Annotated in this window: 16 protein-coding genes; 12 read left to right on the forward strand and 4 right to left on the reverse strand. The window is 49.4% G+C overall.

What is annotated here, in order from left to right:
- Nucleotides 1-102 precede the first annotated feature (102 nt).
- Complete coding sequence (locus EJL91_RS13925) at nt 103-642, forward strand: RNA 2'-phosphotransferase (protein WP_125142562.1); 540 nt, start codon at nt 103-105, stop codon at nt 640-642.
- Here EJL91_RS13925 and EJL91_RS24950 read toward each other — a convergent pair.
- Nucleotides 636-1,058: a hypothetical protein gene (locus EJL91_RS24950; RefSeq protein ID WP_243125345.1), complete on the reverse strand. Its 423-nt coding sequence runs from the start codon at nt 1,056-1,058 to the stop codon at nt 636-638. The genes EJL91_RS13925 and EJL91_RS24950 overlap by 7 nt on opposite strands.
- Nucleotides 1,036-1,299 (reverse strand): hypothetical protein, encoded by a 264-nt coding sequence (locus EJL91_RS24955; protein WP_243125346.1) that lies wholly within the window; start codon nt 1,297-1,299, stop codon nt 1,036-1,038. The genes EJL91_RS24950 and EJL91_RS24955 overlap by 23 nt, the downstream gene beginning before the upstream one ends.
- A 280-nt stretch (nt 1,300-1,579) precedes the next feature.
- Here EJL91_RS24955 and EJL91_RS13935 point away from each other — a divergent pair, with 280 nt between their 5' ends.
- The 6 genes from EJL91_RS13935 (at nt 1,580) to EJL91_RS13960 (ending at nt 7,032) form a co-directional block, all read left to right on the forward strand.
- Nucleotides 1,580-1,957 carry an ArsR/SmtB family transcription factor gene (locus tag EJL91_RS13935; RefSeq protein WP_125142563.1) on the forward strand — a complete coding sequence of 126 codons (378 nt, stop codon included), beginning with the start codon at nt 1,580-1,582 and terminating at the stop codon, nt 1,955-1,957.
- Nucleotides 1,947-2,756: a 4Fe-4S binding protein gene (locus tag EJL91_RS13940; protein ID WP_125142564.1), complete on the forward strand. Its 810-nt coding sequence runs from the start codon at nt 1,947-1,949 to the stop codon at nt 2,754-2,756. The genes EJL91_RS13935 and EJL91_RS13940 overlap by 11 nt, the downstream gene beginning before the upstream one ends.
- A 14-nt stretch (nt 2,757-2,770) precedes the next feature.
- Nucleotides 2,771-3,457 carry an HAD family hydrolase gene (locus tag EJL91_RS13945; protein ID WP_125142565.1) on the forward strand — a complete coding sequence of 229 codons (687 nt, stop codon included), beginning with the start codon at nt 2,771-2,773 and terminating at the stop codon, nt 3,455-3,457.
- A 286-nt stretch (nt 3,458-3,743) separates the two neighbouring features.
- Nucleotides 3,744-5,132, forward strand: a complete 1,389-nt coding sequence (locus EJL91_RS13950; protein WP_125142566.1) for an FAD-dependent oxidoreductase — start codon at nt 3,744-3,746, stop codon at nt 5,130-5,132.
- A gap of 55 nt (nt 5,133-5,187) precedes the next feature.
- Nucleotides 5,188-6,576 (forward strand): redoxin family protein, encoded by a 1,389-nt coding sequence (locus EJL91_RS13955; protein ID WP_125142567.1) that lies wholly within the window; start codon nt 5,188-5,190, stop codon nt 6,574-6,576.
- Nucleotides 6,577-6,603: 27 nt separating this feature from the next.
- Nucleotides 6,604-7,032: an RrF2 family transcriptional regulator gene (locus EJL91_RS13960; RefSeq protein ID WP_125142568.1), complete on the forward strand. Its 429-nt coding sequence runs from the start codon at nt 6,604-6,606 to the stop codon at nt 7,030-7,032.
- 274 nt (nt 7,033-7,306) lie between these two features.
- On the opposite strand, the gene EJL91_RS13965 is transcribed toward EJL91_RS13960, so the two are convergent.
- Complete coding sequence (locus EJL91_RS13965) at nt 7,307-7,717, reverse strand: MATE family efflux transporter (protein ID WP_125142569.1); 411 nt, start codon at nt 7,715-7,717, stop codon at nt 7,307-7,309.
- A 162-nt stretch (nt 7,718-7,879) separates the two neighbouring features.
- Entirely contained in the window at nt 7,880-8,386 is a 507-nt protein-coding gene (locus EJL91_RS13970) for a flavin reductase (protein ID WP_125142570.1), read from the reverse strand.
- Between the two features lie 286 nt (nt 8,387-8,672).
- On the opposite strand from EJL91_RS13970, the gene EJL91_RS13975 reads away from it, so the two are divergent.
- The 5 genes from EJL91_RS13975 to nrdG all read left to right on the forward strand — a co-directional run bounded on the left by EJL91_RS13975 (nt 8,673) and on the right by nrdG (nt 14,889).
- Entirely contained in the window at nt 8,673-9,704 is a 1,032-nt protein-coding gene (locus tag EJL91_RS13975; protein ID WP_243125347.1) for an N-acetylmuramoyl-L-alanine amidase family protein, read from the forward strand.
- Between the two features lie 325 nt (nt 9,705-10,029).
- A complete protein-coding gene (locus tag EJL91_RS13980) occupies nt 10,030-10,569 on the forward strand; it encodes a hypothetical protein (RefSeq protein WP_125142571.1) in 540 nt (179 codons plus the stop codon).
- Between the two features lie 138 nt (nt 10,570-10,707).
- Nucleotides 10,708-11,628: a GerMN domain-containing protein gene (locus EJL91_RS13985; RefSeq protein WP_243125348.1), complete on the forward strand. Its 921-nt coding sequence runs from the start codon at nt 10,708-10,710 to the stop codon at nt 11,626-11,628.
- Nucleotides 11,629-12,150: 522 nt separating this feature from the next.
- Nucleotides 12,151-14,328 (forward strand): anaerobic ribonucleoside-triphosphate reductase, encoded by a 2,178-nt coding sequence (nrdD, locus tag EJL91_RS13990; RefSeq protein WP_125142572.1) that lies wholly within the window; start codon nt 12,151-12,153, stop codon nt 14,326-14,328.
- Between the two features lie 9 nt (nt 14,329-14,337).
- Nucleotides 14,338-14,889 carry an anaerobic ribonucleoside-triphosphate reductase activating protein gene (gene nrdG / locus EJL91_RS13995; protein ID WP_125142573.1) on the forward strand — a complete coding sequence of 184 codons (552 nt, stop codon included), beginning with the start codon at nt 14,338-14,340 and terminating at the stop codon, nt 14,887-14,889.
- The last annotated feature ends 105 nt before the right edge of the window (nt 14,890-14,994 follow it).

Raw genomic sequence — 14,994 nt, forward strand, 5'->3', positions numbered from 1 at the left:
CATTATAAGTAATATGGCCATATAAATGATAAGACCGTATAAATAATACAGCAGTACAAAATATGCCTGCATTAAAATATAACAGGAGAGGAAAACCGAAAAATGAAGGATTTAACAAATACAAGCAAGTATCTCAGCCTGATTCTGCGCCATAAACCGGAGGCTATCGGGATTAGGCTCGATGAGCATGGCTGGGCGGATGTGCAGAATCTAATTGAAGGAATCGGTAAGACACGTCCCTTTGACCGGGAAACGCTGGAGGAAATTGTGCGGACGGACAATAAGAAACGCTACTCCTTTAATGACGATAAAACCCTGATCCGGGCGAACCAGGGGCATTCCATTCCTGTGGATGTGGAGCTGCCGGTGGAAGAGCCGCCGGAGTATCTATGGCACGGAACGGGACAGAAGTTTGAAGTATCCATAGACAAGATGGGGCTGATTCCCAAAAGCAGGCTGTACGTTCATCTTTCCGCGGACAGGGAAACGGCCGTAAAGGTTGGAAGCCGCCATGGAGACCCGATTGTTTACCGGGTGGACACAGGAAGAATGGCAGGGGACGGATACATATTTTACCGCTCTGTCAATGGAGTCTGGCTGACAAAAGAGGTGCCTGCGGGATACCTTGAAAAAAATCATTGATTCTGCCGGTAAATTTCCCGGAACTTTTCCACCATGTGATTGTACTGCCCGGCCGTAAATACCCAGCTGACATCCTCGATCCAGAAGATATTGACGTCTTTCTGCATATAAGGAAGCGTGTAATTCCGCCTTCTCCGAAGCAATTCCTCCTGCCAGTTCTCACTGATCCAGTTGAAGAATTCCCGGCTGCCGAATTCTTCCCATGCGATATTGTCGCCATACATTTCCCAGTCTTCTTCCGAATAGGAATCTAAGTTGGCAATACCCGCTCTCTGTTCGAGATCAAAATCTTCATTTTCGTGGAGAAGCAGTCCGAGCTTGTCCCAGAAGATGAAATCCTCCGTTTTTCTTATTCTGGCAAGTATGACAATACAACTTAAATCACAGTCATCCTCACAGACCAGAAGGGGGGACATTCAATGTCTCAGGGCTGTCGATCATTTCCCAGATAAAGCGGTTTTCGGCAGCCCATTCAAGTTTTCCGGACCACGCGGGCAGGAGTCCGAGGAGGGAACCGAACCGCTCCAGTGCAGGACATTTCCCGTCATGGATGTATTTGTCCAGATATTGCACAATGGGTTTGCCGTCGATAAGCCAGTAAAACTCACTGTAGCCGTATACTGTGGCTACCGGCAAAACGTCAATCGTATTATTCATCGAATCCCTCCTTCCCGAGCGGCTCATCTTATATTCATATCATATCACCCGTAAACTTCCGGTACAATGATAATTTGTTCCGGGTTATTCAGTGTTACGGCCATCCGGCCCGTTACGGTTCACTCCGCATTACGCTGTGAACAGTAACTCCGCCCCTTTCAATGAACCTGATTTTCTTTACCAATCTTGTATTTCCGGAGAAAACTGTGTATAATGGTCAATAAATATTGACCATTCATTACGAATCAGTAAATGACGGAGGATGCAGGAGGGCGATCGCATGGAAAAAGATTCCTTTGAGGCGCGCAGACAGAGTTTCGCAGAGAAATTTGAACAGTGTCAGCCCGCGCTTTCCGCAGTGGGAGATGAGACGAGGCAGCTCATCATCAGAACGCTGATCGAGAACTGCGGGATTGGGGGAATCCGCGTCGGAGAGATACAGAAAAGCACGAACATTTCCAGAACCGCGGTTTCCCATCACCTGAAAATACTGAAAGAGGCAGGAATCATCACGGTACGCCAGTGCGGCACAAAGAACTTTTATTATCTGGATCCCGAAAGCAGCAGTATGAGGCGTATTGCAGAGTTCTGGAACGAGGCGGTGGAAATGATGGGGTTATGCCCTTATGTGAGAGAGGAGAAAAAGAATGAAACTTAATACAATGTATTTCAGCCCCACGGGCGGGACAAAAAAGGTGGCCGAGATTATCAGCCGCGGACTGGAAAGCAAAGAGGACGGTACGAAAGCGGTACATAAAGAGATTGATTTATCACTTCCTGAGGAGGATTATACACAGTACTGTTTTGGCGGGGAGGATGTCTGTATTGTTGCGGTGCCGTCATTCGGCGGCCGTGTGCCTTCCGTTGCGCTGGAACGCCTCAGGATGATGGAAGGGGGAGGCGCCAGAGCCGTGCTGGTGGCAGTATACGGGAACAGAGCGTTTGAGGATACGCTTCTGGAGCTTGAAGATACGCTCCTTGCGGCCGGATTTGCTCCGGCGGCAGCCATTGCAGCGGTCGCAGAACACTCCATTATGCATCAGTTTGCCGGAGGAAGGCCGGACGCGGAGGATGAGAGAGAGCTGACCGATTTTGCAGTAAGGATTGAAGATATGTTATCGGAAGAAGGAGACAGGATGGCAGGCAGCATGGAGCATGCCGGAATTGCCGGCCTTCCCGGCAACCGCCCTTACCGGGAATATAACGGCGTCCCATTTAAACCGGAAGGAGACAAATCATGTACTAAGTGCGGTTTGTGCGCGAAGAAATGTCCCGTCGGCGCAATCCCGGCCGACAATCCGTCCTCAGTTGACAAGGAAAAATGTATCTCCTGTATGCGCTGCGTCTCAGTCTGTCCGCAGCATGCGCGGGATTTAAACAAAGTTCTGCTTTTTGGCGTCTCACAGAAGATGAAAAAGGTATGTTCAGGCAGGAAAGAGAACGAATTATTTGTCTAAAGGAGACGGAGTATATGCTGAAGGCGGTCTTTATCGACTATACCGGAACGATCATTGAGGAAGGCGGGGTGGATGCCTCGCAAATGCTGATGCGCTGCTATAGGAACAGTGACATCGAAAGCATCGGAGCCATGCTGGACTATTGGTGGAAACAGATTAAAAGGTTTGAGGCAGAAAGCTTCGGTGAGAATTTCCTGACCCAGGATGAGATAGTGGAGCGGACACTGGAGCGCTGCGGGACGGAGATCCATCTGAAGGAGAACTTCGACGAACTTCATGAACTGTGCCGGAGATTCTGGATGTATGCGCCGGCCTTTCCTGACGCAGCGGAATTCTTTGAGAGGTGCAGGCTTCCTATATATATCATAACGAATAACGGACTTCCCTATGTCGAAGAGGCAATGAGGGATAAAGGACTTGCCCCGGCCGGCATTGTCTGCGGCGAGAGCGTCAGAGCATATAAACCGCACCGGGAACTGTTTGAGCGGGCGCTTGAGGTAAGCGGATGCAGGGCGGATGAGGTAATACATATCGGAGATTCCGTGGAATCCGACGTGAAAGGGGCAGTATCTGCCGGAATCCGGCCGGTACTTCTGGACCGGGAAGGAAAGAAGCAGTGCGGGGAGGCGGTGATAATCCGCACTCTTTTAGACGCTCTGCCGTTCATTGACCGGGAATCGGTTCAGGATGCAAAATTATAATAACTAGGGAAATACAGATAATTTGCGAATAAATGATAATTCGTGAAAAGATGATAATTTGTGAAAAGCAGAGGGCGGCCGCCGTGACAAGGCGGAACTTCTCTGCTTTTCGTTGTTTGGGCTGTCATCTGTGGTCCGGAAGCGGTGGGAGAGCGGTTGTGAAATGAGAACACAGCAAATTTTCAAAAAATCCTTGACAAACAAAACTGTATCTGATAAAGTTACAGATAACAACTGTAATAAATAAAGATACACATTGTGTATCAGATGGCAGGGAGATAAGATAATGGAACAGAAACCGATAGCAATATCAGAAAAATACGATGCAGTCATAATCGGCTTTGGAAAAGGCGGAAAGACACTGGCGAAAGCGCTGGGAGATGCGGGACAGAAGACGGTGATGATTGAGAGATCCTCTAAAATGTATGGGGGAACCTGCCCCAATGTCGGATGTATACCGACCAAGTTGTATGTCTACAGGGCGGGACTCGCGGCAGCCGCGGGCGGCAGCTTTGAAGAGAGGGCGGCAGCATACAGGGAGGCTGTGGAACATAAAGATGAACTGACGGGCAGGCTGCGTGCAAAGAATCACCTGAAACTGTCGAGCCATCCAAATATTACGGTAATGGACGGTACGGCCCGGTTCGTTTCATCTCACGAGGTTGAGGTGGAGCATGAAGGTACGGTCACAAGGCTTGCGGGAAGCCGGATTTTTATAAACACTGGCGCTTCCGCTTTTATCCCTCCGATTGAGGGGATAAAAGGCAATCCTTTTGTATATACAAGCGAGACTCTTCTGGATCTGAAAGAACTTCCGAAGAAACTGGTGATCATAGGAGGAGGCTACATTGGAGTTGAATTTTCCTCCATTTATGCAAACTTTGGCTCAGAGGTGACAATTCTCCAGGATGAAGATGTATTTCTTCCAAGGGAGGATGCCGATATCGCAGATGCGGTGAGGAAATCACTGGCATCCAGAGGCGTTGAGGTGCTGACCGGCGTAAAAGTAAGGTCGGTGCGGCAGGTGCAGGAGCATGCGGCGGTCACATTTGAAGACAGTGAAGGGGAAAAGACCCTGAATGCCGATGCGGTCCTTGTTGCAACGGGACGCAGGCCGGAGACGGGCGGCCTTAACCTGGAAGCAGCCGGTATTGAAGTGAATTCAAGAGGCGGAATCATCACCGATGACTCCATGATGACAACGGCCCCTGAAGTTTATGCGATGGGAGATGTGACGGGCGGTCTTCAGTTTACCTACATTTCACTGGACGACAGCAGAATCATTAAATCCAGGATTCTCGGTGACGGGAACTATACCCGGAAGAAGAGAGGGGCCGTACCCTACAGCGTTTTTCTGTCTCCTGCGTTTTCCAGAGTGGGGCTCAGTGAGAAAGATGCCATAGCGGCGGGATATCAGGTGAAGATTGCCAGGCTTGCCGCGGCGGATATTGTCAAGTCAAAGGTGCTGGAGCAGACAGACGGCCTCTTAAAAGCTGTCATCGATGAGAAGACAGGACTGATACTGGGAGCCCACCTCTTCTGCGAGGAATCTTATGAACTGATTAATATCATCAAAATGGCCATGGATACAAAAGCCCCGTACACCATGCTCAGAGACATGATTTTTACCCATCCCACGATGGCGGAAGCGTTTAACGACTTATTTGCCGTATAAACCGGCCGTAACAAGACGAAACTAGAATTTTACAAGACATAAAGGAGTGTACTATATGGGATTTTCATTAGATATCAGTGTACCGGTTCTGACAGTGTTTTTTCAGGGCCTGATCAGCTTTTTTTCACCCTGTGTACTGCCGCTGATACCGTTATACATCGGGTATCTGTCCGGAGGCACCGGAAGTCGGGGAGAGGACGGCAGAATCTATTATAAGAGAAGCAAGGTAATGACGCATACGCTTTTCTTCGTAATCGGAGTCAGCTTTGCATTTTTCCTTCTGGGACTGGGATTTTCAGCCATGGGCAACTTCTTTAATAAAAACCAGCTTATGTTTGCGAGGGTCGGCGGCATCATCGTCATACTTTTCGGTCTGTACCAGCTCGGCGCTTTCGGGACCAGCACCATGCTCGGCAAAGAGAGAAGACTTCCTTTCAAACTCGATACCGTTGCCATGTCACCGATTACTGCCCTGATTATGGGCTTTACGTTCAGCTTTGCATGGACGCCCTGCGTAGGACCGGCTCTGGCCAGTGTTCTTCTGATGGCGGCCTCGGCCAGCACAAAGGCGATGGCCTTTATGCTGATAGGCGTTTACACGGCAGGTTTTGTGCTTCCGTTCCTGGCGGTCGGCCTGTTTACCACCTCCCTGCTGGAATTCTTTAAGAGCCATATGAATGTTGTAAAGTATACGGTAAGAGTCGGCGGAATCCTGATGGTATTCATGGGAATTCTGATGTTTACCGGAAAGATGAATGCTGTGACCGGATATCTTTCCAGACTTTCACCGCCTTCCGGAACTGAGTATAATACAGGCGCCGGCAGTACGGAGGAATCCACAGAGGAGACTTCCAAAGAAGAAAATGCGTCCGAAGATACAACGGAAAATGCATCCCAGCCGGAAAGCGGAGAGACAGCCGCCGGAGAGAATGCAGGAAATAACGGTTCCGCGGCCGGAGAAACCGCTTCGGGTGAGAGCGCAGCGGAGGAACCTGTACTGATGCCGGCAATCGATTTTACCCTGACGGATCAGTTTGGCAATACCCATACACTGTCGGACTATAAAGGAAAGACCGTTTTCCTGAACTTCTGGGCAACATGGTGTCCGCCGTGCCGTGCCGAGATGCCGGATATCCAGAAGCTTTACGACACTTATGATACGGAAGGCGACGATGCCCTGATTGTGCTTGGAATTGCCGCACCGAATATGGGAAGTGAGAAGTCGGAAGAAGGAATCAAAGAATTCCTGAGTGAAAATGGATATACGTATCCTGTCGTGATGGATACGACGGGTGAGATGTTTACAGCTTACGGAATTTATTCTTTCCCAACCACGTTTATGATTGACCGTGACGGCAATGTATTTGGATATGCCAGCGGCCAGCTCAGTGAGGATATGATGAAGAGCATCATCGATCAGACGATGGCAGGAAAGAGAAATTAAGCGGAATACCGCAAGGGGGATGAGAATATGACCAGCGAATTTACAATTGCAGTGCACGCCCTTGTATTTTTATCACACAAAGGGACAGTTTACTCCAGCGAAGGGCTCGCGGAGAATGTGTGCACAAATGCCGCCAGAATCAGGAAGGTTATGGCAAAACTGAAAAAAGCGAATCTGATTAAGACGAAGGAAGGCGCCGAGGGCGGATACCTTTTCCACAGGGATGCCTCGGAGGTGAATCTTTTAATGATTGCGGATGCGCTTCAGACTTCTTTTGTAACCACAGCATGGAAAAGCGGAGATCCAGAGAAAGACTGCCTTGTCTCATCGGGTATGGCCGGAGTTATGACGGAGATTTATGAAGGGCTGGACCAGAGATGCCGCGAACGGTTAAAAGAGATTACGATATCGGATATAGAAGACCGGATATTTGCGTCGCATCCTGATAAGCGGTAAAAAGAATCAAGGGACCAGAATAAAACGGAATCGAGATACGAATAGAACTCCAAAAAAGATATGAAAAAAGATACGGTTCAAACAAACGGCGCAGGCCTCCGGTTTGTCACAATGGAAAGTTGTGGCAAGCGGAGACCTGCGCCGTCATGATTGAGTGGCAATAAAAAGTTCGCGAAGCGTGCTTTTTCCGTTTTGTATGATTCCATATCACTCTGCGTTCAGGCGGGCGGCAGGGTACGTTTTAAATATCTGACACAGTGCCGGAAAGCGGGAATCAGGAAGGCGTCGGCAAAAATCCATGCGAGCGGTGAGGCGAAGCAGACGTGCCGGAGACGGTCATGACCGCGGCAAATATCAGGGACAGCCAGCCGGCGTTGGCGGCAAACCGCCTCATATCTTTATAATCGCGCGCCCCGAACCGCTGTGATACGGGGATGGCAAAACCCGAACAGAGGCCGATGACAAAACCGTTAATCATAAAATTAACAGCATCCGTGGAACCGACGGCGGCCAGGGCATCCACACCGAGAAATTTGCCGACAATCACGGTGTCCACCATACTGTAAAACTGCTGGAACAGCATGCCGAGCAGCATGGGAACAGCAAAACCCAGAATCAGTTTTGCCGGGCTGCCGGAAGTCATGTCTTTGATGAGAGAGCGGGAAGTCTTTGTTTTTGTGTCCATAGATTGTCTGTATCCTCAAAATAAGCGGTAAATTCAAAAACTTTTTTAGATTCTACAGGAAAACCGGTTATTTTACAATCAGCAGATTTCACAAAATAAAGCGGAAATATGCGGGAAGGACAAACAGATGGACGGCCGCGGTTGATCCGAGTCTTTAGGAAATCAGTCTTTTACAAGAATTTTCAGTATTTCTGCCATGTACATGGTGTGGTAGTCCTTATTGGGATACCACTTTACATCATTTTCTTTGGCGATGAAGTTCTCATACGGCATCTCATCCTGGTAAATTTTTTTGCAGACAAAAATGAGGTCCGCCTCTTCAAAAGCTGCGGTGCCGTCGGTAAAATACGGTGTGAGGCCGGTTTCAGCAGCCTTATCATGATCCCTGCCGGAAACAGACCCGCAGATACTCAGGGCTTTCTTATACTCGGGACCGTAGAAAGAGAGAGTAAAGGTATCGTTTGCATCGACAAATTCTTTTGTATAGCGCTGAGGACGGATGTAGCAGGTTACCACATTTTTTCCCCAGAATACACCTGTTCCGCCCCAACTGGCGGTCATTGTGTTGAATTTCTTTTCATCACCGGCCGTGATTAACATCCAGTCGGAACCGATTCTGGTAAATGGGTTAAACGTAAGTTCTTCCGCTTTTATTTCTCTAAAATTCATGGTATCGTCTCCTTTACATAATGAAATATTATTGGTGCTATACAGTTATTTAGCACAAACTGTCGGAGAAATCAAGAATAACGGCAATGATTCATAATATGGAATGAGGAGACAGAACGGAAAAAATGTGGTAAAATCATAGTGAACAGACCGGCCGGGCCGGTTTTATGCAGAAAGAGGCGGCAGAGATGGATGAAGCGCCGCCGGATGCGGTATGGCCAGGTGCGGCTAAGACAGAGCCGGCACACTGAGAGCGCGGTAAAAGTAATGTCAGGAGGAAGCAGTGATGAGAGACAAAAGAGTAAATGAGAAGAAAAACAGAATAAAGCCGGTCAGGACATGGCTCCTTCTTTTGGCTGCGGCAGGAATGACACTTGCCGGTACGATTACGGCCATGGCGGAGGAGGATCGCACGCCTGTGGAGGATGTGGCGCTCGATGTGACGTCCTCGATTGAGGTGAAAGACAGCGGTTCCGATGTGGAGGTGACGACCGACTCAGAAGGATGTTATATAGCGAATGTGGATGTGACCAACGAGCCGAACGGAGAGTGGAAACACAAAGACAAGCCCAAGGTGGAGGTGACGTTGGAGGCGGAGTCTGATTACTATTTTAAATCGGGATTCGGCAAGAAAAAAGTCAGCCTGACCGGTTCGAAGGGAACCGTAAGTTCCGTGAGAAGAAAGAGCGCGGAAGAACTGATTGTGACGGTGACCTTAAACGCCCTGAAGGCGGACGACAACGACTATGAGCTGGACACGGACGAAGTGGAGTGGAATGAATACAGCGGAGTGGGAGAGTGGAGCGACAGTGAGGACGCCACCTATTATGAGCTGCGTCTTTACCGTGACGACAAGTTTGTAACATCCGTCCGTCCGGTCAAAGAGACCTTTTATAATTTCTCGAAATACATCACCAGCGCGGGCACATACCGCTTTGAAGTGCGCGCTTACTATAATTCATCTCGAAAAGGCGAGTGGCAGGAATCCGACACGTTCGAGGTATCCGCAGAGAAAGCGGCGGAACTTACGGCGGCGGCAGCCTACAAACCGAGCGGCAGCGGTCCTGCGGCGGGAACCTGGAAGAGCGATGCGGCGGGCTGGTGGTACAGCAATTCAGATGGAACGTATGTGACGAATAACTGGCAGCAGATTGACGGGAAATGGTATTTCTTCAATGAACAGGGATACCGGATGACCGGTTGGGTCAACTGGAAGGAAAAATGGTATTTCCTGAATGAGAATGGGGAGATGCTGACGAATTCGGCGACGCCGGACGGCAAATATGTCGGCGAAGACGGCGTTCTGGCCCAGCAGTGACAGCCTGGAGCCGGTGATTGAGAATAATAAATAGTAAACAGGACAAAAAAATTGGCGCAAAAGAGTTGGTGCACAAGTAAGAATTCAGTGCATGATGAAAACCCGGTCCGCAGAACTTTCTTCTGCAGGCCGGGTTTTCCGATCGCGGTAAACTGCATTATATACCCGTGGCATACCTCCTGCCTCCTGCTGGAATGCTTCGGGATAAAGGTCCGCCCGCCGGCAGGTGACAAAAGGATTTATAAAGGCATATCATATAGGAGGTGGACATACTGAAAATTCACCAAAGACTCAGTTGATACGGAAAGGATGCTGGGAATGAGAGATGAGACAGATTTTTAAATATAAATGGCTCCGGCCGGAACTTGCCGGAATACACCTGGTGGATAAATGCCTGATTGTATTTATGGCGGTTCTGCTTCTGCAGTCCGCATACAGCCTTCTGGTGCATCCGGGCGGCTGGGCGCAGGGGAGTGAAATTGATGTGATTGTCAGAACCTCTGCTGCTGCCATTTTCGGATATTTTTTGAGCGCTAATTTTATACACCACAGTTCCCCTGCGGCGGAAACGCAGGATGAAAGGATGGAGGAACAGAGCGTGGACGGCCGGAGCGGTGATAGTCAGGAACCGGCCGTTAAGGATAAGGGGGGAACGTATATCGAGGCAAGCCGCCTGCAGATTCTGATAGCGGCGGGCGTTGGACTGTTCTGCCTCATAACGCTGATTCTGCTTCGGAATGCCGGGGCATTGGGCGCAGCTATAGAGACAACACCCTCGGTGACGGCCACGGTCGCCCAGTTCCGCGATTTTGTATCCGGCTGCGTCGGCTTCCTGATTGGATGTCCGACGAACCGGCAGGGATGACGGCGGATGGGCGGACAGTATGATGAGAAGTACAAAATATTGTAAGAATACGTAATAGAATCTCTATCAAAAACAGGCTTATCCTGTGCTACAATAAAACAAAAGAACCCGTTTTACTGCAGCACAGGAGGAGATATTGTGAAAAAAAGAATAAGTTCGGGAAAACGCATTACAGGTATTATGCTCATGGCTGCGCTGGCTTTGTCTTTAACGGCGTGTTCGGCGGGACGAAAGAGCGGAGAAACGGATTTGCCGGGAAAAAGCTCCGAGAGCAAAGAAGGAGAAATTCCGGGCAGCGGCGTTCCGGCCGGGAGAGATGCCGCCGTGGAACAGAGCCAGGCAGTCTTTGAGACGGATGAAGAGAAACAGATGCGTGAAACGCAGGATGAGGCAGGAACGAAAGTGACGATATACCGCGGCAACGATACGGTGGAGATGATGGTGATGGAAGAGGCGCTGCTTCCTGAATTAACTGCCGAAAACCTGGCGGACGCGCTGATTGGGGCAGGCGTCCTGGAGGAGGGCGTGAAAGTAAATTCATTGGAAGTGTCGGAAAAAGAGGGGATGACCTATCTGGCTCTCGACTTCAATGAAGCATTCCTGACCAGACTGAACAGCCTGGGGACCTCAGGCGAGTATTTCTATATGGGAGGCATTGTCAATACGTTCCTGAAGGCATTCGATGCATATGCGGTTAAGATCACCGTCGATGGAAAACCGGCTGAGAGCGGCCATAACATTTACAGTGAATATCTCCGCTTTTTCAGGCCGAATCCGGGAAATATGACGGGAAAATATAAATTTGTGGCCTCGGAGGAGGTTATAAAACCTTTTGTGGAGCTTGATGAAAACGGCCGTTTTGTATTTGAATATTCAGTCCTGATGAGTTCCCTTCCCATGGGAGATTATGAGGTGGAGAACGACAGGCTGGTGATGAGAAGACAGGGAACCGACGCAGTTTACGTGTTTGACATCCAGGGAGAAAACCTGGTGTATGATAAGGAGGAATCCTCTGATACCGGACTGGAGGATAAATCCGTGTTTGAGCCGAGTTACTGATAACCAGGCAGAGCATAGAGCAATATAGTTTATAGATTCAGAAAAGCGGTTCTGCATCCAAATCCGCGGATGCAGAACCGTTCTATGTCCGGATTTCGGACGCCTGAAACTGCTATACCCCAGATATGGTAATTTATGGGAAAAATCGATGAAGGCGGTGTACCAGAAAATAGGGGGATTTTTTTCCAATAATGCCTCCCATTCCTTTTAAATCAGGCATTTTCCAGCATCGGGGCCGAACAGATATTATTGTAAGAACCAGCAAGGAAACACAAGATATGGTAGTGTGAAAAGAAAAACGAACTAATATATGGTATTTTGATGTTGACAGTATTTGTATCCTGGCTTATACTAATAAAGCACAAGCGATACCGGAACGCACCGCGTGAAGGCTACCGCCGCCAACAACGAAAAGCACGTTTTTCCGGCTTTTTATTGTCAAACAACCAATGGATGCCGGACCGGCGGTCCGGCTCACAATACTACCATATATAGAATGAGTTACAGGAGGAAGTTTTGGGTATGAAGATTATCAAACGAAACGGATCTGAAGCAGTCTTTGACATATCAAAGATCATGATGGCGGTCAGCAAAGCCAATGAGGTCGTTCAGGCGAACCAACAGCTGAGCAAGGAGCAGATTGACGCCATCGCAGACCAGGTAGAACAGGTATGCAGCACAAGACCGCACACGATGAGTGTGGAGGAGATCCAGGATCTTGTTGAGAACCAGATCATGGAGCAGCAGGCCTTTGAGGTGGCGAGAAAGTACATCACATACCGCTACATCAGAACTCTTAAACGTACCAGCAACACGACGGACGACAAGATTCTGAGCCTGATCGAGTGTAACAACGAGGATGTAAAGCAGGAGAATTCCAACAAGAACCCGACCGTGAACAGCGTGCAGCGTGACTATATGGCAGGCGAGGTCAGCAAGGATTTGACCACGCGCCTTCTGCTTCCGCAGGAAGTGGTGGAAGCCCACGAGCAGGGAATTATCCATTTCCACGATTCCGACTACTTCGCACAGCATATGCACAACTGCGACCTTGTCAATTTAGAGGACATGCTGCAGAACGGCACTGTTATCAGCGGTACGGGAATCGATAAGCCGCACAGCTTTTCCACGGCCTGCAATATCGCTACTCAGATTATTGCCCAGGTGGCCAGCAGCCAGTACGGCGGACAGAGCATCAGCCTGACCCATTTGGCTCCCTTCGTAGACGTGAGCCGCAGGAAAATCCGCCAGAGCGTCCAGGAAGAGATGGCAAGCTTAGGGATCAGCGCTACCGAAGCCCAGATGGAAGAGATGGTGAACAAGCGCCTGAAAGAGGAGATCAGCCGCGGCGTGCAGACGATCCAGTATCAGGTTGTGACCCTGATGACGACCAATGGCCAGGCGCCGTTTGTTACCGTATTCATGTATCTCAACGAAGCGCGCAATCAGCAGGAGAAGGAAGATCTGGCTCTGATTATTGAAGAAACGCTGCTTCAGCGTTACCAGGGCGTGAAGAATGAGGAAGGAGTCTGGGTAACACCGGCATTTCCAAAGCTGATTTACGTGCTGGAGGAAGATAACCTGAAGGAGGGAACGCCTTATTTTTATCTGACAAAGCTGGCGGCCAAATGTACGGCTAAAAGAATGGTTCCCGACTATATCAGTGAGAAAATCATGCTGCAGAACAAGGTCGATAAGAATGGTGAAGGCCACTGCTATACCTGTATGGGCTGCAGGAGTTTCCTGACCCCATATGTCGATCCTGAGACGGGAAAAGCAAAATACTATGGCAGATTTAACCAGGGCGTTGTAACGATCAACCTGGTGGACCTGGCTCTCTCAAGTGAAGGCGACTTCGATAAATTCTGGGAGCTTTTTGACGAACGGCTGGAGCTCTGCCATGAGGCGCTGATGTGCAGACACAACCGCCTTAAGGGAACCTTGTCCGATGCGGCTCCGATTCTGTGGCAGCACGGCGCCCTGGCCCGGCTTGAGAAGGGGGAGGTAATTGATAAACTTCTCTACGGAGGATATTCCACCATCAGTCTCGGATATGCAGGCCTTTATGAGTGCTGTAAATATATGACAGGCAAATCCCACACCGCTCCGGATGTGACTCCGTTTGCCATGAAGGTGATGCAGCATATGAATGATATGTGTGCAAAGTGGAAAGCAGAACACAATATCGATTTCAGCTTATACGGAACTCCGCTTGAGTCCACCACATACAAATTCTCCAAATGCCTGCAGAAGCGTTTCGGCCTCGTAGAGGGAATTACCGATAAGGGATATATCACAAACAGCTACCATGTCCATGTATCCGAAGAGATCGACGCCTTTACTAAACTGCAGTTTGAGAGCCAGTTCCAGAAGCTTTCACCGGGCGGAGCCATCAGCTACGTGGAAGTGCCGGATATGCAGGACAACCTGGAGGCCGTCATCAGCGTACTGCAGTTTATTTACGACAACATTATGTATGCAGAGCTGAACACGAAATCCGATTACTGCCAGGAATGCGGCTATGACGGGGAGATACGTATCGTGGAGGACGACGGAAAGCTTGTCTGGGAATGCCCGAGCTGTAAGAACCGCGATCAGTCCAAGATGAACGTAGCCAGACGTACCTGCGGATATATCGGAACACAGTACTGGAATCAGGGACGTACCGAAGAAATCCGTGACAGGGTTCTGCATCTGTAGGAGATAACCATGAACTATGCCAATATCAAATACTGTGATATCGCCAACGGAACCGGTGTGAGGACCAGCCTTTTTGTATCAGGCTGCACTCACCGCTGTCCCGGATGCTTTAACAGTGAGGCCTGGGATTTCAGTTTTGGCGAATCATTTACAGAAGAGACACAGCAGAAGATTATAGACAGCCTGAAACCGGCCTATGTTGCGGGACTGAGCCTTCTCGGTGGCGAACCGATGGAGCCGGCCAACCAGCGGGCGCTTCTTCCCTTCATCAGGAAAGTGAAGTCCTCCTGCCCTGGAAAGGATATCTGGTGCTATACCGGGTATACGCTGGAGAAGGATTTGACGGCAGGCGGGAGAGCGCACTGCGAGGCCACGGACGAACTGCTGGGATACCTGGATATTCTGGTAGACGGCAGGTTTGTAGAGGCGGAGTATGATATCACCCTCCGTTTCAGAGGGTCAAAAAATCAGAGGCTCATCGATCTGCCTGCCTCACTCAGGGAAGGCAGAGTCATCCTCTGGCAGGATGATCCTATGTTTGCAGGACACGAAAAGAGATAAACAGAAGGTAAGATAGAAAATAAATTTAGAAGGAGCACCGCTCCTGATGAGAAATCATGGTGATTTCATATCAGGAGCGATGCTCCGCTTTTTCATTTTACAGGA

The sequence above is a fragment of the Clostridium transplantifaecale genome (assembly GCF_900626075.1).
GTDB classification, from domain to species: domain Bacteria; phylum Bacillota; class Clostridia; order Lachnospirales; family Lachnospiraceae; genus Otoolea; species Otoolea transplantifaecalis.